We start from the raw sequence: 24,306 nt of genomic DNA, 5'->3' as shown, positions 1-24,306 counted from the left end.
GCGGCAGGCCAGCCTGCCCCGCAGCCTGTGCGGGCTGGCACGGGGCTTACAGAATTTTCATCGACGGGTTCCCCTGCAGACGCAGGACTTGCCCCGTCGGCTACGCGAAGGAGAAATCATGCGATACCAGATCAGCGGCAGGCAGATCGACATCGGTGAGGCGCTTCAGACCCATGTGAAGGCCGAACTGGGCGAGGTGGTGGAAAAATACGCCCAGCGCCCGACCGAAGCCATCGTGGTCTTTTCGCGCGTCACCCATGAGTTCCACTGCGAGGCGGTGATCCACCTCTCCACCGGGCTGACCGCGCAAGCCAAGGGCCATGCCACTGAAATCTATGCCGCTTTCGAATCCTGCCGCGAAAAGATGGACAAACAGCTGCGCCGCTACAAGCGCCGCCTGAAAGACCATCACCGCGACCGCATTGCACCGGTTGAATTCGACGGCGGTTCCTCGTATATCCTCGCCGCATCCGAGGAATCCGAGGATGTGGAGCCCGAAGGCCTCCAGCCGATGATCATCGCCGAGATGGAGACGAAAGTGCCCTCCATCACCGTCGGCGAAGCGGTCATGCAGCTGGAACTTGCAGGGCACAAGATGCTTGTGTTCCGTAACGAAGGACATGGCGGGGTGAATGTCGTATACCGTCGGGATGACGGAAACATCGGCTGGATCGACCCGCGCAACACAAAATAGCGCGCCGAGTTGCGGCGCAGGAAAAACTGCCGCCCATGGAACTATCAAAGCTGCTGAGCCCCGGTGCCGTCCGGGTGTTGGGCCAACTGACCAGCAAGAAGCGCCTCTTCCAGGAACTGGGAGAGGCTGCCGCGCAAGCCTATGCCCTGAATGCCGCCGTGGCGATCGACGGGCTTCAGGAACGCGAAAGCCTTGGCCCCACCGGCGTGGGCCACGGCATCGCCCTGCCCCACGCCCGGCTGGAAGACCTGAGCCGGATCGTCGGCGTCTTCCTGCGGCTTGAAAAGCCGCTGTCCTATGACAGCGTCGACCGCCAGCCGGTCGACCTGATCTTCGCGCTGTTCGCGCCCAAGGATTCGGGCGTCGACCACCTGAAGGCGCTGGCGCTGGTCTCGCGCACCATGCGCGACCCGGCGGTCTGCGCCAAGCTGCGCGCCAACACCGACCCGGCCAAGCTGCACGCCATCCTGACCGAAACCCGCGCGCCCCAGGTAGCCTGACCCGCTACGCGCCGACAGGCGGTTATACCCTTCTTCTGTTTCCAAATATCCCCGCCGGAGGCTCCAGCGGCAAGGCCGGGAGCCTCCGGCGGGGATATTTGGAAACAGAAGAAGGGCAAAGGATGTGGCGGGCGGGTCAGACGCCGGACCAGCGGCCAAATCCGTAGCCAATGTAGTCGCGCTGATAGGCGTCGCGCACGGCATCCTCGATCTCGGCATCGTAGATCGTGGCCAGCGGGCAGGGGGCGGTTTCCGCCTGCGGGGTGAAGGGCGGCGCGGTTGTGCCGGTTTCGGCGGCAAGGAAGGCCAGCCCATCCGCTAGCCGGTCCTCGCGCAACACAAGGTCAGGGCCCTGGAACTGGGCGAACCCCTGAAGCACCGCCGTCTGCGTGGCAAGGTTGGCATCGACCCGCAGCCCGGTCTGGCCCGAAAGGTTCAGCTTCACGAAGTGCAGGAAGCCGAGAAAGGCCGCGCGGTGCGCCGCAGGGTCCGGCGCGGCATCGGGCGGCGGCAGGGCGACGCCATAGGCGCGCACCATCTGGCCCCGGATCTCGGGCAGCGCGTTGGTCAGGATCTGGCCGCAGAAGGCGGCGCGGGCGACCGGGTGGCGCAGCACGGTAAAGCTGCGGTGCGGCACCTGCGTGCGCAGCCATTGGCGCAGCGTCTTCTGGGTGAAATCGGTGATCAGACCGCCGCGGCCCGCCCGGCCCAGCCAGTCTGTAACCGCCGCTTCGGGCCCGCTGCGGACCGGCATGAACAGAAGCCCCGCCCCGGCGCCGGCGACAAATCCGGGGATCGACGGGCTGCGGCGCGGTTCGAAGTTCGGGGTGCGGCCGAGGTTGAAGCGGTCGAGCCGCGCCAGTGCCGCCTCGACAGCGGCATAGTTCTCGATCTTGTCTGCAAGATCTTCCGGATTCTGCTTCTTCAGCTTGTCGTCGGGCGCGTCAAGCCGTGCCTCCACCCCGAGAAACCGGGCGAGGCCGTTCAGCACGGCCACGTCCTGAATATCCTCGTAGTCGATGTAGAACGCCGTCTGCCCGCTGGTCTGCAAGCCATGCAGCAGATGCACCTGAAACGCCTGCAGCCGCGCCACATGGCCTTCGAACTCGGCCCCGACGAACCGGGCGCGGGCGGTTTTCAGCTTTTTGGCGTTGGTCAGCTTCCACTGCCCGGTTTCCTGCGCGATCTTCCACGAGACATAGCTTTCGATCGGGTTGCGCGTCAGGATGATCTTGGCGCAGCGCGCATCCTCCAGCACATGCGCCACCACGCGCGGATCGTGGTCGTGAAACAGCCGGAAGCCCGACAGTCCCGGCGATTCCTGCCGCAGGCGGCGCATAAGCGCGAACGGGTCGGCCTCGCGCGCGGCCATGTCGATGCCGAACATCGACATCTGGTCCTTCTTGCCGATGAAATGCGGGTTGAACACCTCGCCGTGGCAGGCGACCCCGGGCAGGGCGTTCAGGTTCGCCTCAAGGAAGTTGGACCCTGTGCGCATGTCTGCGAACAGCACGAAACTGTCGAACCGGCTTTGCGTCAAATCACTTCACCAGATAGGGGCGGCGGCGCCGCGTCTCGGAGGCCTTGGGGTCGTCTCCGGCCGGAAAATCGCCCATCAGCACCGGCTGCATGCCCTGATTGCGCAGGTTCTGCAGGAACTGGCCGAAGCCGGTAAGGTCGGTCAGGCGCGGCGCTTCGGTCAGGCGGCGGAGCGCGCGCGGGCTGATCTCGTCGATGATGGTCTGCAGCGGTTCCATCGGGGCATCGACGAAATCGGCCAGCGTCCAGATCCGCACCCGCGCCTTTGTCCAGGTTGACCGCAGGATCGACAGGTGTTCCGCCTCGACCTTCTGCAGCCAGGCCGCCTCGCGCCGGATGTCCGAAAAGTTCAGATTCGACTTGAACAGCGGCACCGCCCATGCGCCCGAGATCACCGAAATCTGCGCATTGGCATCGGTGGCCATCATCCAGCTCAGGCTCTGGTTGTCGCGCGGGCCGAACTGGAAGCATTGCCGTTCGCCGCGCGTGTTCCAGATCAGGTTGGTCAGGAAGCTTTTCGGGTTGTAGTCGCGCAGCCTTGCGGAATCGCTCAGCGCGCCGTTGTGGATCGTCTCTCCGGCGGCGAATTCGACCCGGCCGGGCGCGAACAGATGGCCATGCACCCGCGTGCCCGCCACCCGGCCCAGCCAGACATCGAAGTTCTCGAACACCTCGGCAAAACCTTCGAACACCGAGAACGGCGCCGCCGTCTTGCCGTTTTCCCAGTTGTCGTGCGGATAGCGGCTTTGCATGTAAAGCCCGGCCCGGCCCTTGGTGCGCCGTTCGACCGCCTTGGTGAACAGCCGGTCGATCTTGCCGGGGTTCGGCTCTGCCGCAGCCGGGCCGCCGGCATCGGCCGACAGGAAGGTGCGGTAAAGCTTGCCCGCGTGCGGCCAGATCTTGCGCGCCACGAAACAGTCGGACCGGCGCAGAAGCTGCAGGTGGTCGTCGTAGAAGATGTGCGGCTTGCCCTGGAAATCGAACTTCGACAGCGTCAGCGACCGGCTTTCGACATGCTGCGAATACTGCCGCACCAGCGTCTGGAAATAGGATTCATCGGGAATCCAGACGCGCTTGAAGTAGCGGTCATAGGCTGCGCGTTCGGGGTCTTCCAGAATGGCGCTCAGCGTCTGGCGGGTCAGGCACCACCATTGGCTGCCCAGATGCGGCACCAGTGCGGGCGGCACATGGCGGCGGATGCCGAAGCGGCGTTGCAGCCGCACATAGCCGTCGAACAGCCGCCGCTGCTTGCGCCACGAAAACGGGAACCGCAGGGTGAAGCGTTCAAGGTCCAGCCCGCCGATCGTCCAGCCGACATCCTCGGTGGTCACCGATTCAATGAAGTCGGTGCGCGGGCGTTCGTTCAGATAGGCGACGAGTTCGGCCACCGGCCGCAGCGGCAGGCAGGAACCCGAGGCGAGGAACACATGCCGCACCCCCGGAAAGTCGCGCAGCATCACCGTCGAGGCCGCCTGCGTCGCCCCCACGATGCCCCAGGTGCCCCATTCGCAGGGGTGGCGTTCGGAAAACCGGATGTCGGCCACGTCGGCCAGATCCTGCTGCAGCTTTTGGTAGGGCTGGCGCGCCACCCGCTTGTCGACGTGGATAACCACCGGACAGCCGCGCTCGGCCCAGTGCCGCGCCACCTGCGCCGCGCGGTCCAGCGCCGTGTGGCACAGCATCACGAACCCGACCGTCATGCCCAGTTGCCCTTCGACATCAGCCCCAGAATCTCCAGTTGCCGCCAGTTGATGTATTTCTCGCTCCACTTGCACCACAGGTCGGGCTGGTCGTTCAGGGCTTCCTTGTAGGCGCGGTATTCGTGGCTGTTGGCATAATGCTGGCCGCGCAGCATTTCCTCCTCGGCCTTGGCCGCGAAGGTGTCGAGGAATTTCGCGTGCAGCAGGCAGCCCGAGGCTTTTTCGCCCCCCCATTCGTCATAGACGAGGTTCAGCCCGCGCGGCAGCAGCATGTGGGTCGAGCTTGCATAGGCATAGTCGCGGTGCCATTTCACCAGCGGCACCTTGTTCAGCGCCGGCGCCCGTTCCGGCGCATCGGTGAAGAACTTGCGCGCCCGCGGCCCGCCCTGGATCCACAGGTTGCCGTATTGCGGGTTGCGCGAGATGGTGTAGTTGCCGCTGTCGAACCAGTTGGCAATCTCGAACGGGTCCTGCCCTTCGTGGTAGGGCTGCGCCCCGATCGGCCCCTTGGGATACATGTCGAGCAGGAAGGCCGAGAACGACTTGATCGAGGAGGCATCCAGCCAGTCGGTCAGCGCCCGCATCGGCCTTGTGTCGCAGAACGGGTAGACGAAGAATTCGTCCGGGTCCACCACCAGCGCCCAGTGGCCGTGCGCGTATCGCATCTGCAGCCCGTTCAGCCAGTCCACCCCGAACCGCGACCGCTTGTAGCTGTGACGGGTGGTCCACAGCGACACGTCCGGCTGTTCGGCGAGGTAGTCGCGCGACCCGTCGTCGCTGTCATTGTCCACGATCAGGAAATGGTTGATCCCCAGATCGCGGTAGTAGCGCAGGAAATACGGCAGACGCACCTTCTCGTTGCGCAGCGTGGAAAACAGCAGGATGTCATCGGGCCGGATCGCACCGACCCGGCTGACCACGGGCCGCAGTTCCCGCCGCTTGCGCATCGCACGAAGCCGCCAGCGCTTGCGCGCCAGACGCAGCCTGTAGGTCTTGAAGATGCTCAATCTTCCCACTTCCCGGGGCTGGATGCCCCCTGACTTGGCGGGTATCAGATCAGGCTTAACACAAGGTTGAAATGGGCCGCCCACGATGGGATGGCAGGCCCCGATCGTCCGTCCGCTGCCTGCCCGTTTGCCCCCCCGGCGTATCGTGCCAATTGTTCTATTGTTTCCATCCAAGAATAGCTATCGGCCAGGTTCAGGTAAACGGGGTAGTCGCCCAATATTTCACGGAAAACCGGAAGTGGTGCACAGATGACAGGGACGCCCAGCGCCGCGGCCTCGACCGCGGGCAGGCCGAAGCCTTCGGCATGGCTGGGAAACAGCAGCGCCCGCGCACCCGCCAGCAGCGCCGCCACCGCGCCGTCGCTCAGCCCGGCCAGTTCGGTGACCCCCGGCGGTGCGGCATCCAGCCGCGCCAGCAGTTCCGGCGCCGCCCAGCCGCGCCCGCCCACGATGAACAGCCGCGGCATCGCGGGCCCCGGCGGCAGCCGTGCCCAGACATCCAGCAAGAGCGCATGGTTCTTGCGCGGCTAGATGGTGCCCACGGTCACGAACCAGGGCCCGCGCAGGTTCAGCCCGGGCGGCAGCGCGGCCGCGTCGGGCACCGGCTGCGGCACGCCCAGCGCCGCCACCACCGCAGGGGGCACCCGGCCCAGCCGCGCCAGATGCACCTCGGCCCGCGCCCGCGCGTCCTGCGTCGAGTATATCACCAGATCGGCCTCTGCCGACACCACCGCCAGCTTGCGCCCGAACACCGCGCTGATGCCCGCGCGGGTGAACTGGGGGTAGCCCAGCGGAATGGCGTCATGCACCAGCACCGCCACCCGCGCGCCGGGCAGGCTTTGCACTGCACGCATCACCGCCCGCGTCAGGTTGGCATGGCCGACGTTCAGGTAGCTGACGCCCCCCGGCAGATGCCGCCGCAGCATCCAGCCCAGCAGCGGCCGCGGCACCCGGGCAAGCGCCAGACGGCGCACCGCAGCCTCGGCCCGCGCCCGGTCGGGCTGGCCGCGCCGCGTCAGCCGCCCCAGCAGGTCGGCCCGGCCCGTCGCCCGAGCCCCGGTTGCCAGATCGGCCACCCCCTGCGCGCCGCGCCGGTCCAGCAGCACAAAGCCCGCCGCCGTCCGGACCAGCCCGAACAGCGGCACCGGCCCGGCCAGCAGCGCCTGAAGATAGGCAAGCTCAACCCTGTCCACCCCGGTCAGCGCGCCGCGCCCCAGCCGCGACACCAGCCGCGTCAGATCCAGCAGCCGGGCCGGGGGCATGGTCACGGCCTACTGCGCCGCCTTCAGTTGCGCCGCCGTGCCCTGCAGGTATTCCTGAAACTCGTCGTGCAGTTCCGCGCGTGCCAGCCCGAACGCCACCGTCGCCTGCAGGAACCCGGCCTTCGAGCCGCAATCGTAGCGCTGGCCGCGAAAGCGGAAGCCATACACCTTGCCCGGCCCCTCGACCTCGGCCGCGATGGCGTCGGTCAGCTGAATCTCGCCCCCCGCGCCGGCCTTCATCCGGTTCAGCGTGGTCAGCACCTTCGGCGTCAGGATGTAGCGCCCGATCACCGCGAGGTTCGAGGGCGCCGTGCCCGCTTTCGGCTTTTCCACCATGCCCTTGACGCGGACGATGGCGCCCATGTCCTCGGCCACGTCCAGCACGCCGTAAGCCGCCGTCATTTCCGGCGGCACCTCCATCGCGGCCACCATGCAGCCGCCGGTCTGTTCGTAGGCCTCGACCATCTGCTGCAGGCAGGGCTTGTCGGCGGCGATCACGTCATCGGGCAGCATCACCGCAAACGGCTCGTTGCCGATCAGGCGGCGGGCGCACCACACGGCATGGCCAAGGCCCAGCGCGCGGTGCTGGCGCACATAGGCAATCGCCCCCGACTCCATGTTGGTGTGTTGCAGCACATCCAGCAGCGCGTCCTTGCCGCCGCGCCGCAGCGCCGCCTCCAGTTCCGGTGCGTGGTCGAAGTAATCCTCCAGCGCACCCTTGCCGCGCGAGGTGACAAAGATGAATTCGGTGATGCCCGCCGCCCGCGCCTCGTCGATGGCGTATTGGATCAGCGGGCGATCGACCAGCGTCATGATCTCTTTCGGGATCGACTTGGTCGCGGGAAGAAAGCGGGTGCCCAGTCCCGCAACGGGAAAGACAGCCTTGGTGACCTTTTTCGTGGTCATGACTCTCACTCTGATCGAATGTTCGGGCCAGCATGTCTGACCGCCCGAATTCTAGCCGATGATGGGCGCACATGCACCCGATGCGGCACGCTTATCCAACGGATGCTGCGCAACTGTCACGACCCGCATCCGGCAAACCCCGGAAATCGGCCGGTTTCAGCCGACAGCTTGCCCCGGCGAAACCGGCCGCTGCGGGGCGGTCCGTCTGGTTTCACGATCGACCCGGGCGTGGAACCCGCACGGCTGCACCCGCGGCGCCGCGCGGTCAGACCGTCCGAACAACCCGCCCCGCTGCATCCAGTAGCCGCCCGGCTGAAAGGCAAGGTAATGCGCCCGCGCCGTCGGTGAAAGGTTCAGCACCGTCACCACCTCGCCCGCCGCTACCGCCGCCTCGGCCCGCGCTCGCAGCGTTGCACCCTGCCAGATGCGGCCGGCAATCACCCGTCCGGGGCGCGGCCCGGTGCCCGGCAGGGGCAGCAGCGGCAGCGGGCTGGGCGTCAGCGGCAGCAGCGCGCGCCCCGGCGGCGGCTCTGCCATTCCCGCCGCAAGGCTTGCCATCAGCCACCGCACGTCGCGCGGCTCGATCCGGCCCTCGACCATCAGCCGCAGCAGCCGTGCCCGGTGCTGCGCCCTGTGGCAGCGCAGCGCGTCCGGGTCACCATCGCCATGCCTGCGCAGGAAATGCGCGATGCTGGCGCCGATGTCGGTCAGGTCGGTCGGCACCCGGTCGGCCCGCCGCCGCGCGCTGGCGGCAAAGCCGTGATGCACCTCGGCCCCCGGCACCACCGCCGTCAGGCCGCGCGCCGCCAGCCGCAGGTTCACGTCGGCCTCGTCCAGATAGAACCGGTAGCCGGGGTCGAAGCCGCCGATCGCCAGCAGGTCGTCGCGGCGGAAGGCGCAGTTGGTGCCCTGGGTCTTGACCGCCCGCCGCGCGTTGCCCGCGTGCAGGCTGACCCCCGCCGCCACCGCCAGCGGATGGTCCTGGCCCGCCGCATCGACCTCCATCGCGCGCCACTGGAAAGAGATGCCGTTGCGCCCCCGCACGAAGCCGCCCGCCTGCATCACCCGCCCGTCGGAAAACGGCGCCACGAGCCGCGACAACCATGTGGGTTCGGGCACCGCATCGTCGTCGATGAAGGCCACCACCGGCGCCGAGGCCAACCCCAGGCCGACATTCCGCGCGGCCGAGATGTTGGGTTCGTCGAACGTCGCCAGCTTGACCGGCCACCCCCCGGCACGCACCGCCGTCACACCGACGGGGTCGGCCACCACGATCACCTCGAACCGCGGATGATCCGACTGCGAAAGGCCGGTCAGGCAGCGGCACAGTGCGGCGGGGCGGTGGCGGCTGACGATGATCACCGATGCCGCAAGGGGCGTCGGCTGCCCTGTCACGGCGTTCCCATCTCGGCCATCATCGCCTCGATCCGCGGCACGTCCTCGGGGTTGTTCAGCTCCCAGAACTGCCGCCCGCGGGCCTGCACCTCGACGCAGAGCACCGGGCGCTCGCGTTCCAGAAAGCGCAGCTGCTCCAGCCCTTCCAGCGTTTCCAGCGGCCCCGCCTGCCAGCCCGGATAGGCCACCAGCGCCGCCGGGCGATAGGCATAGACGCCGACATGGTGGAACACCGGCGTGTCCGCGTCGTCGGCATAGGGCTTGCCGGTATGGGGTATCACCTCTTTCGAGAAATACAGCGCCTTGCCGCCCTGCCCGAACACCGCCGTCGTGCCGCCCACGCGCCCCGCCCTTCGGTCGGCCAGCAGGCCATTCAGCGCCCGCCCGTCGCAGCGCAACACCGGGGTTGCCACTTCTGCCCCCGCATCGGCGCGCAGGCCCGCCACCAGATCCTCGACAAACCACGGCGGGGTCAGCGGCGCGTCGCCTTGCAGGTTCACCACGATGTCGAACCCGCCGCCCAGCGCGGCAAACGCCTCGGCACAGCGTTCGGTGCCGTTCTGGCAGGCGGTGGAGGTCATCACCACCTCGGCCCCGAACCCCAGCGCCGCATCGCGGATGCGGTCGTCATCGGTCGCCACCACCACCCGGTCGGCACCGCGCACCGCCATCGCCGCCTCCCAGCTGCGCTGGATCAGCGTCTTCGACACCCCGCCCGCACCGCGCAGCGCGACCAGCGGCTTGCCCGGGTAACGGGTCGAGGCATGGCGGGCGGGTATCGCGATCAGCACCGGCATCTCTATGCCTTCAGCGTGACGCCGGGGGCGTAGGCAATGAAGAACGGGTTGTCCCAGCCGGGCTTGCCGTAGGCCAGCGGCGTGTGATCGTCGAACCGCACCACCTGGCCCCCCGCCCCGCGCAGCACCGCGTCGCCCGCCGCCGTGTCCCATTCCATCGTGCGCCCCAGACGCGGGTAAAGATCGGCCTCGCCGGTCGCCACCAGACAGAACTTCAGGCTCGACCCCGCGCTTTTCATGTCCTTCACGGCGTATTTCGCGATGTAGTCATCGGTCGCCTGATCGCGGTGCGACTTCGACGCCACCACCATCAGCGCCGAATTGTCGACATCGGCCACGAACACCGCCCGCACCGCGCCGGGCCGGTCCTTGTCCATCGCGCCCTGTTCCTCGACCGCGCGGCCATCCGCCATGGTGTAGAACAGCCGCCCCTGCGCCGGGGCATAGACGACACCGCGCACCGGCACGCCGTTTTCGACATAGGCGATGTTCACCGTGAAATCGCCACGCCGCTGCACGAACTCCTTGGTGCCATCCAGCGGATCGACGATCAGGAAGGTGCTGGCACTCAAGGCATGGCTCGCCGCCTGTTCCTCGGTGATCAGCACCACGTCGGGAAACTCTGCCCGCAGCCCGGCCGAGATCAGCGCGTCGGCCGCCTCGTCGGCCTCGGTGACCGGGCTCGCATCGGATTTCGCCTTCACCTCGAACTCGGGCGAATTGTAGACCTCCATGATCCGGTCGCCTGCCTCAAGCGCCAGACGGCGCATCACCGTCACAAGCCGGTCGAAATCCATGCAAAACTCCTGTCCGCGATCCGTCCGACCGCGCTGTTGCCAAGAAACCCGAGGTTCCTTATCATCGCTTGTCAAGGGATCGGCAAGATTTCCCGGCGTAAATACGCACAGGCCCCCAGCACGAAGGTAACAGGCAGCCATGTTCCGACAGGACGTCAGGAAAAGCCGGGCCCGCTCGGCGCTGGAACTGCTTGAACTGATCTTCCACGCCGCGGTGCGCAACGTGCGCAAGACCCACGGCAACGCGGTGATCGGGCTTCTGATAAACGTGGTTCAGACCGTGCTGCTGGTCGTCGTGTTCTACATCATGTTCGACCTGCTGGGGATGCGCGGCAGCGCCATCCGCGGCGACTTCCTGCTTTACGTGATGTCGGGCATCTTCATGTTCATGACCCACACCAAGACCATGGGCGCGGTTGTGGGGGCCGAAGGGCCGACCTCTGCCATGATGAAGCACGCGCCGATGAATCCCATCGTCACCATCGCGGCGGCGGCGCTTGGCGCGCTTTACATCCAGGCGCTGTCGGCGGCGGTGGTGCTCTACATCTACCACGCCGCCTTCACCCCCATCACCATCGACGATCCTGTGGGCACGATGGGCATGTTCCTGCTGTCGTGGGCGTCGGGTCTGGGCATCGGCATGATCTTTCTTGCCGCCAAGCCGTGGCAGCCCGATCTGATCGGCATCCTTTCGCAGATCTACCAGCGCGCGAACATGATCGCCTCGGGCAAGATGTTCGTGGCCAACGCGATGCCGACCTACATCCTTGCCTATTTCGACTGGAACCCGCTGTTCCACACCATCGACCAGACGCGCGGCTTCGTCTTCCTGAACTACAATCCGCATTACAGTTCAATCGAATACCCGATCAAGGTCACCATCGCCTGCATCATGATCGGGCTGATGGGCGAATTCTACACCCGCAAGCACGCCTCGGCCAGCTGGGGCGCCAGACGCTGACCGCCGCCACGCACCGCATCCGCCGGTCGTTGCGGATTTTCCGCAGTCTGGCTTGATATTCACGCATCCGTCACGCTTGCAGGCCCCTTTGCGCCTCCTTATATACCCCACGAAGCCGGATGGGCGGGCACGCCCCGCCGGATCATTTGGGATCGGGGATCAGGGGCCGCAACCGGGCCTGACCCCTCAACATCGCCTAACAAGAGGTAGCTTATCATGGCCAAAGTCATCGGGATCGACCTCGGGACCACGAACTCCTGCGTCGCCATCATGGATGGGTCGCAGCCGCGTGTGATCGAAAATGCCGAAGGTGCGCGCACCACGCCCTCCATCGTGGGTTTCACGGAAAACGAGCGTCTTGTGGGCCAGGCCGCCAAGCGGCAGGCCGTAACCAACCCGTCCAACACCGTATTCGCGGTCAAGCGCCTGATCGGCCGCCGGATGGATGATGCCCACATCGCCAAGGACAAGAAGAACCTGCCCTACTCGCTGGTCAACGGCGGCAACGGCGACGCCTGGGTCGAGGTGCGCGGCGACAAATACTCGCCCAGCCAGATCTCGGCCTTCATCCTGCAGAAGATGAAGGAAACCGCCGAAGCCTATCTTGGCGAATCCGTCACGCAGGCCGTGATCACCGTGCCCGCCTATTTCAACGACGCCCAGCGTCAGGCGACCAAGGACGCGGGCAAGATCGCCGGTCTTGAAGTGCTGCGCATCATCAACGAACCCACGGCTGCGGCACTGGCCTACGGGCTCGACAAGAAAGACGCGAAAACCATCGCGGTCTATGACCTTGGCGGCGGCACGTTCGACATCACCATCCTGGAAATCGACGACGGCCTGTTCGAAGTGAAATCGACCAACGGCGACACCTTCCTCGGTGGCGAAGACTTCGACATGCGGATCGTCAACTACCTCGCCGACGAGTTCAAGAAAGAGCATGGCGTCGACCTGACGCTCGACAAGATGGCGCTGCAACGCCTGAAGGAAGCCGCCGAAAAGGCCAAGATCGAGCTTTCCTCGGCCAGTCAGACCGAAATCAACCAGCCCTTCATCTCGATGGACCGCAACACCGGGCAACCGCTGCACCTCGTGATGAAGCTGACCCGCGCCAAGCTGGAAAGCCTGGTCAACGACCTGATCAAGGCGTCGATCAAGCCCTGCCAGGCCGCGCTCAAGGATGCCGGCCTGACGATCAACGACATCGACGAAGTGGTTCTGGTCGGCGGCATGACCCGGATGCCGCGCGTCGTGGAAGAAGTGACCAAGTTCTTCGGCAAGGAACCGCACAAGGGCGTGAACCCCGATGAAGTCGTGGCGCTGGGTGCCGCAATCCAGGCCGGCGTGCTTCAGGGCGATGTCAAGGACGTGGTGCTGCTCGACGTGACCCCGCTTTCGCTGGGCATCGAAACCCTGGGCGGCGTGTTCACCCGTCTGATCGACCGCAACACCACCATCCCGACCAAGAAAAGCCAGGTGTTCTCGACCGCCGAAGACAACCAGAACGCGGTGACGATCCGCGTCTTTCAGGGCGAACGCGAAATGGCCGCCGACAACAAGATGCTCGGCCAGTTCAACCTTGAAGACATCCCTCCCGCCCCGCGCGGGATGCCGCAGATCGAGGTCACCTTCGACATCGACGCCAACGGCATCGTGTCGGTCGGCGCGAAAGACAAGGGCACCGGCCGGGCGCAGAACATCACCATCCAGGCCTCGGGCGGCCTGAGCGATGACGACATCGAAAAGATGGTGAAAGACGCCGAAGCCAACGCCGAATCCGACAAGGCCCGCCGCGAGCTTGTGGAAACCCGCAACCAGGCCGAAAGCCTGCTGCACTCCACCAGGAAGTCGATCCACGATCACGGCGACAAGGTCGATCCCTCGACCGTCGAGGCGATCGAGCTTGCGATGGGCGCGCTGGAGGAAACGCTGGAGAAAGACGACGCCGGCAAGATCAAGGGCGCCATCCAGAACCTGACCGAGGCCGCGATGCGTCTGGGCGAGGCGATCTACAAGGCCAGCCAGGCCGAAGCCGAACCGCGTGACGAAGACGGCCCGCGCGGGGTCGATGACGACATCGTCGATGCCGACTTCGAAGATCTGGGCAACAACAAGCGGAAGTAAGACCGCAGGAAACACCAGGGGGCGGTCCGGAAACGGGCCGCCCTCCCTGCGTTCCGATAGGGGTTTGCCATGGCAAAACGCGATTTCTACGATGTTCTCGGCGCCCCGCGCGGCGCCTCGGCCGAAGACCTGAAAAAGGCCTACCGCACCAAGGCCAAGGAACTGCATCCCGACCGCAACTCCGACAACCCGAACGCCGAGGCCCAGTTCAAGGAAGTGAACGAAGCCTATGACGTGCTGAAGGATGCCGACAAGAAGGCTGCCTATGACCGCTACGGTCACGCGGCGTTCGAGGGCGGCATGGGCGGCCCGCGCGGCGGCGGTGCGGGCTATGGCGGCCAGGGCGATTTTGCCTCGGCCTTCTCGGACGTGTTCGAGGATCTGTTCGGCGACTTCATGGGCGGCCGCGGCGGCGGCGGGCGGGCGCGCGCCCAGCGCGGCTCCGACCTGCGCTACAACCTGCGCGTCAGCCTTGAAGAGGCGTTCAAGGGCGTGCAGAAAACCATCAACGTCCCGGCCTCGGTCGCCTGCGAGGCGTGCCGCGGCACCGGGGCCGAAGGCGGCGCCGAACCCGTCACCTGCCCGACCTGTTCCGGCATGGGCAAGGTCCGCGCCCAACAGGGTTTCTTCACCGTCGAGCGCACCTGCCCGACCTGCAACGGCATGGGCCAGATCGTCAAGAACCCCTGCAAGGTCTGCGCGGGCGCCGGTCGCACCGAAAAGGAACGCGCGCTGTCGGTCAACATCCCGGCAGGCGTCGAAACCGGCACCCGCATCCGGCTGGCGGGCGAAGGCGAGGCAGGCCTGCGCGGCGGCCCCACCGGCGACCTTTACATCTTCATCGAGGTCAAGGACCACGCCATCTTCCAGCGCGACGGCATTCACCTGTTCTGCCGCGTCCCGGTCTCGATGCCCACCGCCGCGATGGGCGGCGAGGTCGAGGTGCCCACCATCGACGGCGGCAAAAGCCGGGTCAAGGTGCCGGCCGGCAGCCAGACCGGCAAGCAGATGCGCCTGCGCGCCAAGGGCATGCCCGCCCTGCGCGGCGGCGCGGCGGGCGACATGCTGATCGAACTGGCGGTCGAAACCCCGGTCAACCTGACCGCGCGGCAAAAGGAACTGCTGCGCGAGTTCGAGAAACTGTCGGAAGACAACAACCCCGAAGGCACGTCGTTCTTCTCCAAGGTCAAGGGCTTCTGGGATGGCATGAAGGGCTGACACCCTTTCCATTCTTCTGTTCTCAAATATCCCCGCCGGAGGCACCCGGCCCGTCCGACAGAGCCTCCGGCGGGGATATTTGGACAAAGATGAAAGCCCGTTAACCCTTCCTTCACCACGCTGCGCGACGCTTGCCGCATGACCAGGTCGCGCGCCTTCCACGAATCCCCCCTGCCGCTGTTCGCCCCCGGCGACGCGGACGAGGCCGTGCCACAGGCGCTGCCCGGCAAGCTGCCGTCCTACATCACCGATCACCGCAAACGCCTGCGCACCCGCTTCATGGAAGGCGGGGCCACGGCGATGCCCGATTACGAACTGCTGGAACTGGTGCTGTTCCGCGCCATACCCCGGCAGGACGTGAAGCCGCTGGCGCGCTGCCTGCTCGACACCTTCGGTGATTTCAACCGTGTCGTCACCGCCCCGGCGGCCCGGCTGACGGCGGTGCCCGGCGTCGGCGAGGCCGTGGTGCAGGAACTCAAGATCGTCGAGGCGGCGGCGCAGCGTATGATGCGGGCGCGGGTCATGCACCGGCCCGTCCTCTCATCCTGGGATGCGCTGCTCGATTACTGCCATACCGCCATGGCGCACCGCGAAACCGAGCAGTTCCGCATCCTGTTCCTCGATCGCAAGAACGTCCTGATCGCGGATGAGGAACAGGCGCGCGGCACCGTCGATCATGTGCCGGTCTATCCGCGCGAGGTGGTGAAACGCGGGCTGGAACTGAACGCCTCGGCGCTGATCCTGGTGCACAACCACCCCTCGGGTGACCCGACGCCGTCGCAGGCCGACATCACGATGACCATGCAGATCCAGGATGCCGCCGCCACCCTGGGCATCACGCTTCACGATCACCTCATCATCGGCAAGGAACGCGAGCTCAGCTTCAGGGCACAGGGCTACCTGTAGCCGGCCGCAGCCAAAGCTCCACCCGCCGGTTCAGCTGCCGCCCCGCCGCCGTGGTGTCGCAGGCCATCGGCAGCGCCTCGCCGAAGGCCTCGACCGTGACCTGCGGCAGGCCCTCGGGCAGATCGACCGCCGCCCGCAGCGATGCCGCGACCCCGTCCGCCCGGTTCCGCGACAGCGCCATGTTCGCCGCCGCATTGCCCGACCCGTCGGAAAACCCGGCGAGAATCAGCTGCTGGCCGCGGAAGGCATCGACTTCCAGCAGCCGCGCCAGGTCGGACAGGTTCTCGCGCGATTGCGCATCCAGCGCCGACGACCCGTCCTGAAAGCGGAAGGTCAGCGACAGCCGGTCCGCCCCCGCCATCAGGTCGGCCAGCCGCTTCAGGTCGGTCAGCGTGACCTCGTCGCCCGCGCCCCTTATCGCGTTGATCAGCCGAAGCCCGTCAGCGGTCAGCGGCTGGCGTTCCGCCGCGCGGTTGATGTGCCCGCCCGCCGCCACTGCCGCCTGCGCCTGCGGTGCGGCGAGAAACTCGATGAACTCGCGCGCCAAGAGCGGCAGGCGGCGGTGCGGCGTCAGCAGGAAAAGCGGCAGCGACAGCGGGTAGTCCCCGGCCTTGACCCCCAGCGCGGTCGGCAGCAGCGGAAAGCCGCAACTGTCGGTAACCGCCAGCGCCCGCGCCTTGCCCTGCGCCGAAAGCCCGGTCAGCGCCAGCGCCCAAGGGTCGCGCGCCACCGCCGCCGCGAGCGACGCCAGGTCGTCATGCACCACCGTTGCCGCCACCGGGCGGCCCAGCCGCGCCTCCAGCGCCTCTTGCAGGCTGGTGTCGCGCGCCAGCGCGTGCAGCACCAGCGGCATGTCAGGCCCGCCGAGGTCCGACCAGCTGGCCACGCCACCCGACAGGGCGCGCGCCAGATCGGCCGTGGTGATGCGCGGCAGCCGGTTGTCCGCCGCGACGATCGGCACCAGCGCATCCAGCGCCAGCACCCGTGCGGTCATCCCCGGTTCCTCGCGCGCCGCCACCGCCAGTTCGGCCGCGCCAGAGGCCACCGCCGCGCGCGCAGCCTCCGGCCCCGTGGGGGCAAAGCTGATGCGTGCCAGGGGTTTGCCGGTCACAGGGTCGGTGATTTCCGCCGCGAATCCGGTCTCGGGATAGCTGACCTCGATCACCAGCCCCCGGCTTTGCGCAAAGGCGGTCAGCACCCCCGGCAGCAGCCCCATCCCCGGATCTCGCGCCCCGAGAATCCGAATCACCGCCAGCGGCACCGTCAGGTCCGGGCAGCCCGGGCCGGTGCAGATCACCCCGTCGCCATCGACCGTCAGCAGCCCGTAGCCGGTCTCGACCCGGTAGAACTCGCCGTCGAATCCCAGCAGGGTGCCGGTCAGGGTGATGCCGCCATCGCGGGCGGTCAGCGTCACGTCCTGCGCCCGCGCCCCCCCGGCAAACAGAAACGCGGCGAAAACCGCCGCGCACCAGATCTTCCCCATGAACCGCCTGCCTGACCTTTTACTTCGCGGCGATCTTCAGGTCCGGCACAAGATTCTTCAACACCAGAATGTCACCGATGGCAGAGCAATCCGGCATGGCCACCGTCAGCTCGGTCACCTCGGTCCGGCCGGCGCTGCTGATCAGGGTTTCCCCCAGGAGGTCGCGGCCACAGGTGGCCTCGGTCACTGCCGCCTCGATCACGATGCGGGCATCGCTGTGGCGCGGAAGGGTGAAGACCTCGGCCTGCATCGGCAGCGTCACGCCGGCGTCGCCCAGCAGCGTCAGAAAGCCGCCCGCGCCCGGTTTGCCCGGCGTGGCGGCGGCAATGTGCCCCGGGGTGCCATAGTCGGCCGCACCCTCGAAGGCATGAAGCTGGGAGGCGTCCCGATCCAGCCATTGCACGGCAAAGCGGCGCATCCCGGCCAGGTCGGGCACGGCAATTTCCGCATCCGCCGTCACGCCGTCGCCGAACAGGATCGACACGCGCGCCTCGCGGTCCATCGCGGGCAGCGTCAGGAACAGCGCGCCGGTGGCCGAGGTCTGCGCGGTCACGGCAAGCCCGGCATGGCGCAGCACCACCCGCTCGCCGGCGCGGCAGGGGGCAAGCAGGGTCAGGCCCAGCATGGCGCCGGGCTGCGGCACCAGATCAAGCTGCACCGGACAGGCATCGGCCACCGCGCCCAGCGGCGCGGGCACGCCTTCGTCCTCCGGCAGGGTCAGCGTCACGGGCGGCGCGGCCGCCACGGTCGGCAGCAGGGCCGGTGCGGGCAGGCTGGGGCTGGCGGGCAGGTCCGGCAGGCGGATCTCGGGCTGCGCCTCGCCCGCCAGCGGCGTGATCGCCACCGGCACCGGCTCTTGCACCGCGGCGACCCGCACCGGCCGGTCAGCCCCGCCCTGCATCAGATGCCCGGCCCCAAGGGCCACGGCAAGGGTGGCACTGGCCAAAGCGATCTTGCGTGTCAACTGCATCTCAGCCTCCAAGGTGGACTTCGTTGCCGCAACCCTGCCCGCCAATCGCGGCAGAGGCATGGCGGAACCGGGGAATGTTTCCAGCACCGCGCCTGCGTGACGGGGAAACAGGCCCGCAACGCAAAGGGGGCGGAAGACCCGCCCCCTTTTCCGTCAGCCCGCGGCCGTGGCTGTCAGGCCAGCACGCCGTGGCAATGCTTGAACTTCTTGCCCGACCCGCAGGGGCACAGGTCGTTGCGCGCCGGGGCACCCCAGGTCGCGGGGTCGGCCTCGTCGAACCCCGGCAGCCGCGCGGGAGGGGGTTCGGGGGCGGGCGCCGGTTCCGGCTCGGGTTCCGCCGCAGCGGACGCCGCCGGGGCGGCACCCTGCTGCGCCGTCAGCTGCGCGATCATTGCGTCCTGTTCGGCCTGGCTCAGCGGGCGCACCTGCGCCAGACGCTGCGTCACGTCCTGCCGCATCGAGTTCAGCATCGACTCGAACATCCCGAACGCCTCGGTCTTGTATTCCGACAGCGGGTCGCGCTGGGCATAGCTGCGGAACCCCACGACCGAGCGCAGGTGTTCCAGTGTCAGCAGATGCTCGCGCCACTTGGCGTCGATGATCTGCAGCAGCACCTGCTTTTCGATGTTGCGCATGGTGGCCGACCCGAAAGCCTCCAGCTTTTCGGCCATCAGCCGGTCGCTGGCGGCCCCGATCCGTTCGCGCAGCACCTGCTGGTCAACGCCATCCTCGCGCGCCCAGTCGGCCGCCGGCAGATCCAGCGCCAGCTTTTCGGCGCAGGCCGCATGAAGCCCCTCGACATCCCACTGGTCGGCGTAGGACCGGGCGGGAACGAAGCTGTCCAGCAGGTCGTCGATCACCTGATAGCGCATGTCGCGCGCGATCTCCGACAGATCCTCGGCCTGCATGATGTCCAGCCGCTGGGCAAAGATCGCCTTGCGCTGGTCGTTCATCACGTCGTCGAACTTCAGCAATTGCTTGCGGATGTCGAAGTTGCGGCCCTCGACCTTGGCTTGCGCCTTTTCCAGGCTCTTGTTGACCCAGGGGTGAATTATGGCCTCGCCCTCTTTCATCCCCAGCTTCGACAGCACCTTGTCCAGGCGTTCAGAGCCGAAGATCCGCATCAGGTCGTCTTCCAGGCTCAGGAAGAACGAAGACCGCCCCGGGTCGCCCTGCCGCCCCGAACGGCCGCGCAACTGGTTGTCGATCCGCCGGCTTTCGTGGCGCTCGGTCGCCAGCACGAACAGCCCGCCCGCCTCGATCACCTTGGCCTTGTCGTCGGCATGTTCGGCCTCGATCCGGGCGCGCACCTCGTCGGGATGCACGCTCGGGTCGGCGGCAATCGCCTGCATCACCTTCATCTCGACGTTGCCGCCAAGCTGGATGTCGGTGCCGCGACCGGCCATGTTGGTGGCGATGGTCACCGCGCCGGGCTTCCCGGCATCTGCGACGATCTGCGCTTCCTGTTCATGCTGGCGGGCGTTCAGCACATTGTGCGGCAACCCTTCGGCGGTCAGCAGGCCCGACAGGAATTCCGACTTGTCGATGGATGTGGTGCCGACCAGAATCGGCTGCCCCCTGGAATGGGCCTCTTGAATCGAGGCCACCACGCCTGCGAATTTCTCGCGCGCCGTGCGGTAGACCTGATCATGTTCGTCATGGCGCTTGATCGGCCGGTTGGTCGGCACTTCGACCACGCCCAGCCCGTAGATTTCCATGAACTCCTCGGCCTCGGTGGTGGCCGTGCCGGTCATGCCCGCCAGCTTTTCGTAAAGCCGGAAATAGTTCTGGAAGGTGACGGACGCCAGCGTCACGTTCTCGGGCTGGATCTGCACATTTTCCTTGGCCTCGATCGCCTGATGCAACCCGTCAGACAGCCGCCGCCCGCGCATCATCCGCCCGGTGAACTCGTCGATCAGCATCACCTCGTTGTCGCGCACGATGTATTGCTGATCACGGGTGAACAGCTTGTGCGCCCGCAGCGCCTGCGTCACATGATGCACCAGCGTGGTGCTTTCGGGGTCGTAAAGCGTCTGGCCTTCGGGCAGCAGCCCCACGGCCAGCAGGCGCTGTTCGATGAACTCGTTGCCGTCCTCGGTATAGGTGACGTTGCGGGTCTTTTCGTCCAGCTTGAAATGCTCGGGCCCGAGGTCGGGGATGATCGCGTCAACCTTCTGGTAAAGGTCGCTGCGGTCCTGGCTCGGCCCCGAGATGATCAGCGGCGTGCGCGCCTCGTCGATCAGGATGCTGTCAACCTCGTCCACGATGGCATAGAAATGCCCGCGCTGGTTCATTTCCTCGATGCTGCCCTTCATGTTGTCGCGCAGGTAATCGAAGCCAAGCTCGTTGTTGGTGGCATAGGTGATGTCGGCCCGGTAAGCGGCACGTTTTTCGGCCTCGGGCTGATAGGGGTAAACCACGCCGGTCGTCAGACCAAGCGCGCCATAGACCTTGCCCATCCATTCGGCATCGCGCTTGGCAAGGTAGTCGTTCACCGTGACGACATGCACGCCCTTGCCCGCCAGCGCGTTCAGATAGGCGGGCAGCGTCGCGACCAGGGTCTTGCCCTCGCCCGTCTTCATTTCCGCGATGTTGCCCTGATGCAGGAAGATCCCGCCCTTCAGCTGCACATCGAAGGCCCGCAGGCCAAGCGCGCGGCGCGCCGCCTCGCGGCAGTTGGCAAAGGCCTCCGGCAGCAGGTCGTCAAGGCTTTCGCCACCCTGCGCCCGCGCCATCAGCGCGCGGGTCTTTTCCTTGATTCCGTCATCCGACAGCGCCTGGAATTCCGGCTCCAGCGCGTTGATCCTGGCGACCAGCGGGCGAGCCGATTTGACCTTGCGATCGTTGGGGGTGCCGAACAGTTTCCGTGCAAGCGTTCCGAGACCCAGCATGTTTTCTCCGCCTGGTCGTTCCTGACAAGCCAAGTCTTTCTTGACATGATCGTGTGAGCCTATGGGCTTGCCCGCCTGCGCCGCCTTCCCTAGAAGAACGCTGAAGGTCCGGGCCAACCCTGTCTCACGCGACTCCCGCGATGTAAGGGGCTGGCACGGCATAGTCAACGCCGCGCACGGTCGCGGCCCGTGCAGGAGGTGCCGCAATGGCAAAACTGACAAGATTCTGGCCGACTCTGGCCGTCTGCGCCGCGCTGGCCGCACCCGCTGCCGCCGCCGACCTTGGCGCCGACACCGTGATGGCCACCGTCAACGGCACCGAAATCACGCTGGGCCAGATGATCGTGCTGCGCGACACCCTGCCCGAGCAATACCAGGCCCTGCCCGACGACGTGCTGTTCAAGGGCATTCTGGAACAGATGATCCAGCAGGTCGCCCTGTCGCAGTCGGTCGAGGGCAAGCTGACCAAGCGTGACGAGATCGCGCTGGAAAACGAACGCCGCGGCTACCTGTCGGGCGCGGCCCTGCGCGGCGTCGTCACCGGCGCGGTGACCGACGCGGCGCTGCAGGCCGCCTACGACGCCCGCTTCAAGGATGCGGTGGCCCAGACCGAATACCACGCCGCCCACATCCTCGTCGAAACCGAGGACAAGGCGCGCGACCTCAAGGCGCAGATCGACGGCGGCGCCGACTTTGCCGAGCTTGCAAAGGTCAACTCCTCCGACGGGTCGGCGGCCAATGGCGGCGATCTGGGCTGGTTCGGGCTTGGCATGATGGTCAAGCCGTTCGAGGATGCGGTGGTCGGCATGACCGTCGGTCAGGTCTCCGGCCCGATCCAGACCCAGTTCGGCTGGCATCTGGTCAAGCTCAGCGAAACCCGCATCGCCTCGGCCCCGGCACTGGACGACATGCGCGACGACCTTGCCGCCGAGATCGAGAAGGCCGCCGTCGATGCCCATGTCGCCGCCGTGACCGCCGCCGCCACCATCACCCGCCCCGGTGAAGGGATTGACCCGGCGACGCTCAAGGATCAGACGTTGCTCGACAAGTAATCCACCTGACCCCGGGGGGCAAGAATGGCCAAGACCGACTGGAAAGCCGAAGCGAAGACGCTGAAGAAAAAGCTCAAGCAGGCCCTGGCCGAAGCTGCCGCCCCGGTCGGTGCCGCCGCCGGTGCCGCCCTGACCGCCGCGACCGAGGCGGCGGTGGGCGCGATGGATGCCGCCGTGGTCAAGATCACCGCCAAGCCGGTGTCGCCCCTTGCCCCGGCGGACGGCTTTCCCGACATGCCGCCCATCGCGGGCGTCGCCTTTTCGGCGGTCGAGGCCGGGGTGCGCTACAAGCACCGCAAGGACGTGATGCTGGTGCGGCTCGACCCCGGCACCGTCATCGCCGGGGCCTTCACCCGCTCCACCACCCGCGCCGCCTGCGTGCTCGATTGCCAGGCCAAGCTGGCGACGAAGGTGCCGCCGGGCGCCGGCGCCGCGATCATCGTGAACTCCGGCAACGCCAACGCCTTCACCGGCGCGGCGGGCCAGGCTTCCGTCACCGCCGTGACCGCCGCCGTGGCCGCCGCGCTCGACATGCCCGCCAGCCGCGTCTTCTCCTCCTCCACCGGGGTGATCGGCGAACCCCTGCCGCATGACCGCATCACCGCCGCCGTGCCCGCGCTGGTCGCGGGCCTGCGCAGCGACGCCATCGACATGGCGGCGCAGGCGATGATGACAACCGACACCTTCCCCAAGGGCGCCACCGCCACGATTCAGGGCGAGGGCGGCCCGATCCACATTGCGGGCATCGCCAAGGGCTCGGGCATGATCGCGCCCGACATGGCGACGATGCTGGTCTACATCTTCACCGATGCGAAGATCAGCCAGACCAGCCTGCAGAAGTTCCTGTCGCGCAACATGGACGACACGTTCAACGCGATCACCGTCGACAGCGACACCTCGACCTCCGACGCGCTGATCCTCGCCGCCACCGGCAAGTCGGCGGCAGCCGAGGTCAAGGGCGCCGTCGCCAAGGCGTTCGAGGCCGCCCTGCGCCGCGTGATGAAAGACCTCGCGCATCAGGTGATCCGCGACGGCGAGGGCGCCACCAAGTTCGTCGAGATCCGCGTGACCGGAGCCGCCATCCCCGAGGACGCAACGAAGATCGCCTTCGCCATCGCCAACTCGCCGCTGGTGAAAACCGCCATCGCGGGCGAAGACCCGAACTGGGGCCGCATCGTCGCCGCGATCGGCAAATCCGGCGCAACCGCCGACCGCGACCGCCTGTCGATCCGCTTCGGCGACATCCTTGTGGCCGAAAAGGGCTGGCGCAACCCCGACTACCGCGAGGATGACGGCGCGGCCTACATGCGCCAGCAGGATCTGGTGATCGCTGTCGACATGGGGCTTGGCACGGCCGCCCGCTCGGTCTGGACCTGCGACCTGACCCACCGCTACATCGACATCAACGCCGACTACCGGTCGTGAAGATCCTCCTCGTCTCGGCCGTCGCGCTGATCGACAGCGACGGCCGGGTTCTGCTGGCCCAGCGCCCGGAGGGCAAATCGCTGGCGGGGCTCTGGGAGTTTCCGGGCGGCAAGGTCGAACCCGGCGAATCGCCCGAGGCCGCCCTGATCCGCGAGCTGAAGGAGGAACTGGGCATCGACACCTGGAAAAGCTGTCTTGCCCCCCTGACCTTCGCCAGCCACGGCTACCCTGATTTCCACCTGCTGATGCCGCTTTTCGCCTGCCGCCGCTGGGAGGGTATTGCCCAGCCCCGCGAAGGGCAGCGCCTTGCCTGGGTCAAAGCCCAGAATTTGCGCGACTACCCGATGCCACCTGCGGATGTGCCGCTGATTCCCATCCTTCGCGACTGGTTGTAGGCGCCACAACGCCGATACGTTCATTTGTCGCACGCAAATCGGGCTATACGACGAAAGTTCCAGTTTTTTTTAACATTCTGCAGACTATCCTGACATTATGACAGAATTGCTTTGGGGGAAGCACATGCTGAGGACAATCACGCTGGGAAGCTGTGTTTCGGTGCAGGGGGTCGTCGTCGGGCAACTGGCCGATGGCAAGCTTCTGGTCCGCGTCGACGAAAAGACCTTTGCCGGCTATCCGGTGGCCTCGGCCCGCGCAACCTGATCGCGCGACACGAATGAAA

At 66.9% G+C, this 24,306-nt stretch carries 21 protein-coding genes and 1 pseudogene; 10 read left to right on the top strand and 12 right to left on the bottom strand.

The window, feature by feature from the left end; all coding sequences use genetic code 11:
- Positions 1-118 precede the first annotated feature (118 nt).
- Both raiA and RNZ50_22150 read left to right on the top strand, forming a co-directional pair.
- On the top strand, positions 119-694 hold the full coding sequence (gene raiA / locus RNZ50_22155) for a ribosome-associated translation inhibitor RaiA (GenBank protein MDT8857698.1): 576 nt from the start codon (positions 119-121) through the stop codon (positions 692-694).
- 35 nt (positions 695-729) lie between these two features.
- Positions 730-1,194, top strand: coding sequence for a PTS sugar transporter subunit IIA (locus RNZ50_22150; protein MDT8857697.1), 465 nt, complete (start codon positions 730-732; stop codon positions 1,192-1,194).
- A 136-nt stretch (positions 1,195-1,330) separates the two neighbouring features.
- On the opposite strand, the gene RNZ50_22145 is transcribed toward RNZ50_22150, so the two are convergent.
- The 9 genes and pseudogenes from RNZ50_22145 to cysQ form a co-directional block, all read right to left on the bottom strand.
- The gene (locus RNZ50_22145) at positions 1,331-2,734 is read right to left on the bottom strand and encodes a nodulation protein NodH (GenBank protein ID MDT8857696.1); all 1,404 of its coding nucleotides are present in this window, start codon (positions 2,732-2,734) and stop codon (positions 1,331-1,333) included.
- A gap of 1 nt (position 2,735) precedes the next feature.
- Positions 2,736-4,433: a beta-1,6-N-acetylglucosaminyltransferase gene (locus RNZ50_22140; GenBank protein MDT8857695.1), complete on the bottom strand. Its 1,698-nt coding sequence runs from the start codon at positions 4,431-4,433 to the stop codon at positions 2,736-2,738.
- A complete protein-coding gene (locus RNZ50_22135) occupies positions 4,430-5,440 on the bottom strand; it encodes a glycosyltransferase family 2 protein (protein ID MDT8857694.1) in 1,011 nt (336 codons plus the stop codon). The genes RNZ50_22140 and RNZ50_22135 overlap by 4 nt, the downstream gene beginning before the upstream one ends.
- Positions 5,441-5,484: 44 nt before the next feature.
- Positions 5,485-5,955, bottom strand: a pseudogene (locus RNZ50_22130) (glycosyltransferase).
- A 12-nt stretch (positions 5,956-5,967) separates the two neighbouring features.
- Positions 5,968-6,708, bottom strand: a complete 741-nt coding sequence (locus tag RNZ50_22125; protein MDT8857693.1) for a hypothetical protein — start codon at positions 6,706-6,708, stop codon at positions 5,968-5,970.
- Between the two features lie 3 nt (positions 6,709-6,711).
- Positions 6,712-7,608 carry a UTP--glucose-1-phosphate uridylyltransferase GalU gene (galU, locus tag RNZ50_22120; GenBank protein ID MDT8857692.1) on the bottom strand — a complete coding sequence of 299 codons (897 nt, stop codon included), beginning with the start codon at positions 7,606-7,608 and terminating at the stop codon, positions 6,712-6,714.
- A gap of 156 nt (positions 7,609-7,764) precedes the next feature.
- Entirely contained in the window at positions 7,765-9,003 is a 1,239-nt protein-coding gene (locus tag RNZ50_22115) for a glycosyltransferase family 2 protein (GenBank protein MDT8857691.1), read from the bottom strand.
- A complete protein-coding gene (locus RNZ50_22110) occupies positions 9,000-9,800 on the bottom strand; it encodes a manno-octulosonate cytidylyltransferase (protein MDT8857690.1) in 801 nt (266 codons plus the stop codon). Before RNZ50_22110 ends, RNZ50_22115 begins: the two co-directional genes overlap by 4 nt.
- A 2-nt stretch (positions 9,801-9,802) precedes the next feature.
- Positions 9,803-10,597, bottom strand: a complete 795-nt coding sequence (gene cysQ / locus RNZ50_22105) for a 3'(2'),5'-bisphosphate nucleotidase CysQ (GenBank protein MDT8857689.1) — start codon at positions 10,595-10,597, stop codon at positions 9,803-9,805.
- Between the two features lie 139 nt (positions 10,598-10,736).
- Between cysQ and RNZ50_22100 the strand changes: the two genes are divergently transcribed.
- From RNZ50_22100 to radC, 4 genes are all read left to right on the top strand, one after another.
- Complete coding sequence (locus tag RNZ50_22100) at positions 10,737-11,558, top strand: ABC transporter permease (GenBank protein ID MDT8857688.1); 822 nt, start codon at positions 10,737-10,739, stop codon at positions 11,556-11,558.
- Between the two features lie 216 nt (positions 11,559-11,774).
- Entirely contained in the window at positions 11,775-13,682 is a 1,908-nt protein-coding gene (gene dnaK / locus RNZ50_22095; protein ID MDT8857687.1) for a molecular chaperone DnaK, read from the top strand.
- Between the two features lie 69 nt (positions 13,683-13,751).
- Positions 13,752-14,900 (top strand): molecular chaperone DnaJ, encoded by a 1,149-nt coding sequence (gene dnaJ, locus RNZ50_22090; GenBank protein MDT8857686.1) that lies wholly within the window; start codon positions 13,752-13,754, stop codon positions 14,898-14,900.
- A 138-nt stretch (positions 14,901-15,038) separates the two neighbouring features.
- Positions 15,039-15,806, top strand: coding sequence for a DNA repair protein RadC (radC, locus tag RNZ50_22085; GenBank protein MDT8857685.1), 768 nt, complete (start codon positions 15,039-15,041; stop codon positions 15,804-15,806).
- Here the strand turns inward: radC and RNZ50_22080 are convergent.
- The 3 genes from RNZ50_22080 to secA all read right to left on the bottom strand — a co-directional run bounded on the left by RNZ50_22080 (position 15,784) and on the right by secA (position 21,150).
- Complete coding sequence (locus RNZ50_22080) at positions 15,784-17,289, bottom strand: phosphate ABC transporter substrate-binding/OmpA family protein (GenBank protein ID MDT8857684.1); 1,506 nt, start codon at positions 17,287-17,289, stop codon at positions 15,784-15,786. The genes radC and RNZ50_22080 overlap by 23 nt on opposite strands.
- A 19-nt stretch (positions 17,290-17,308) precedes the next feature.
- Complete coding sequence (locus RNZ50_22075) at positions 17,309-18,259, bottom strand: hypothetical protein (GenBank protein ID MDT8857683.1); 951 nt, start codon at positions 18,257-18,259, stop codon at positions 17,309-17,311.
- Between the two features lie 173 nt (positions 18,260-18,432).
- A complete protein-coding gene (gene secA, locus RNZ50_22070) occupies positions 18,433-21,150 on the bottom strand; it encodes a preprotein translocase subunit SecA (protein ID MDT8857682.1) in 2,718 nt (905 codons plus the stop codon).
- 206 nt (positions 21,151-21,356) lie between these two features.
- Between secA and RNZ50_22065 the strand changes: the two genes are divergently transcribed.
- The 4 genes from RNZ50_22065 (at position 21,357) to RNZ50_22050 (ending at position 24,287) form a co-directional block, all read left to right on the top strand.
- Positions 21,357-22,202: a peptidylprolyl isomerase gene (locus RNZ50_22065; GenBank protein MDT8857681.1), complete on the top strand. Its 846-nt coding sequence runs from the start codon at positions 21,357-21,359 to the stop codon at positions 22,200-22,202.
- Between the two features lie 24 nt (positions 22,203-22,226).
- Positions 22,227-23,627: a bifunctional glutamate N-acetyltransferase/amino-acid acetyltransferase ArgJ gene (gene argJ, locus RNZ50_22060; protein ID MDT8857680.1), complete on the top strand. Its 1,401-nt coding sequence runs from the start codon at positions 22,227-22,229 to the stop codon at positions 23,625-23,627.
- Complete coding sequence (locus tag RNZ50_22055; protein MDT8857679.1) at positions 23,624-24,022, top strand: (deoxy)nucleoside triphosphate pyrophosphohydrolase; 399 nt, start codon at positions 23,624-23,626, stop codon at positions 24,020-24,022. Before argJ ends, RNZ50_22055 begins: the two co-directional genes overlap by 4 nt.
- A gap of 124 nt (positions 24,023-24,146) precedes the next feature.
- Positions 24,147-24,287, top strand: coding sequence for a hypothetical protein (locus RNZ50_22050; GenBank protein MDT8857678.1), 141 nt, complete (start codon positions 24,147-24,149; stop codon positions 24,285-24,287).
- Positions 24,288-24,306 lie beyond the last annotated feature (19 nt).

This window comes from Paracoccaceae bacterium Fryx2 (genome assembly GCA_032334235.1).
Taxonomy (GTDB): Bacteria; Pseudomonadota; Alphaproteobacteria; order Rhodobacterales; family Rhodobacteraceae; genus JAVSGI01.
Note: the sequence above shows the minus strand (reverse complement) of the source record. Positions and strands in the feature narration are given on the sequence as shown.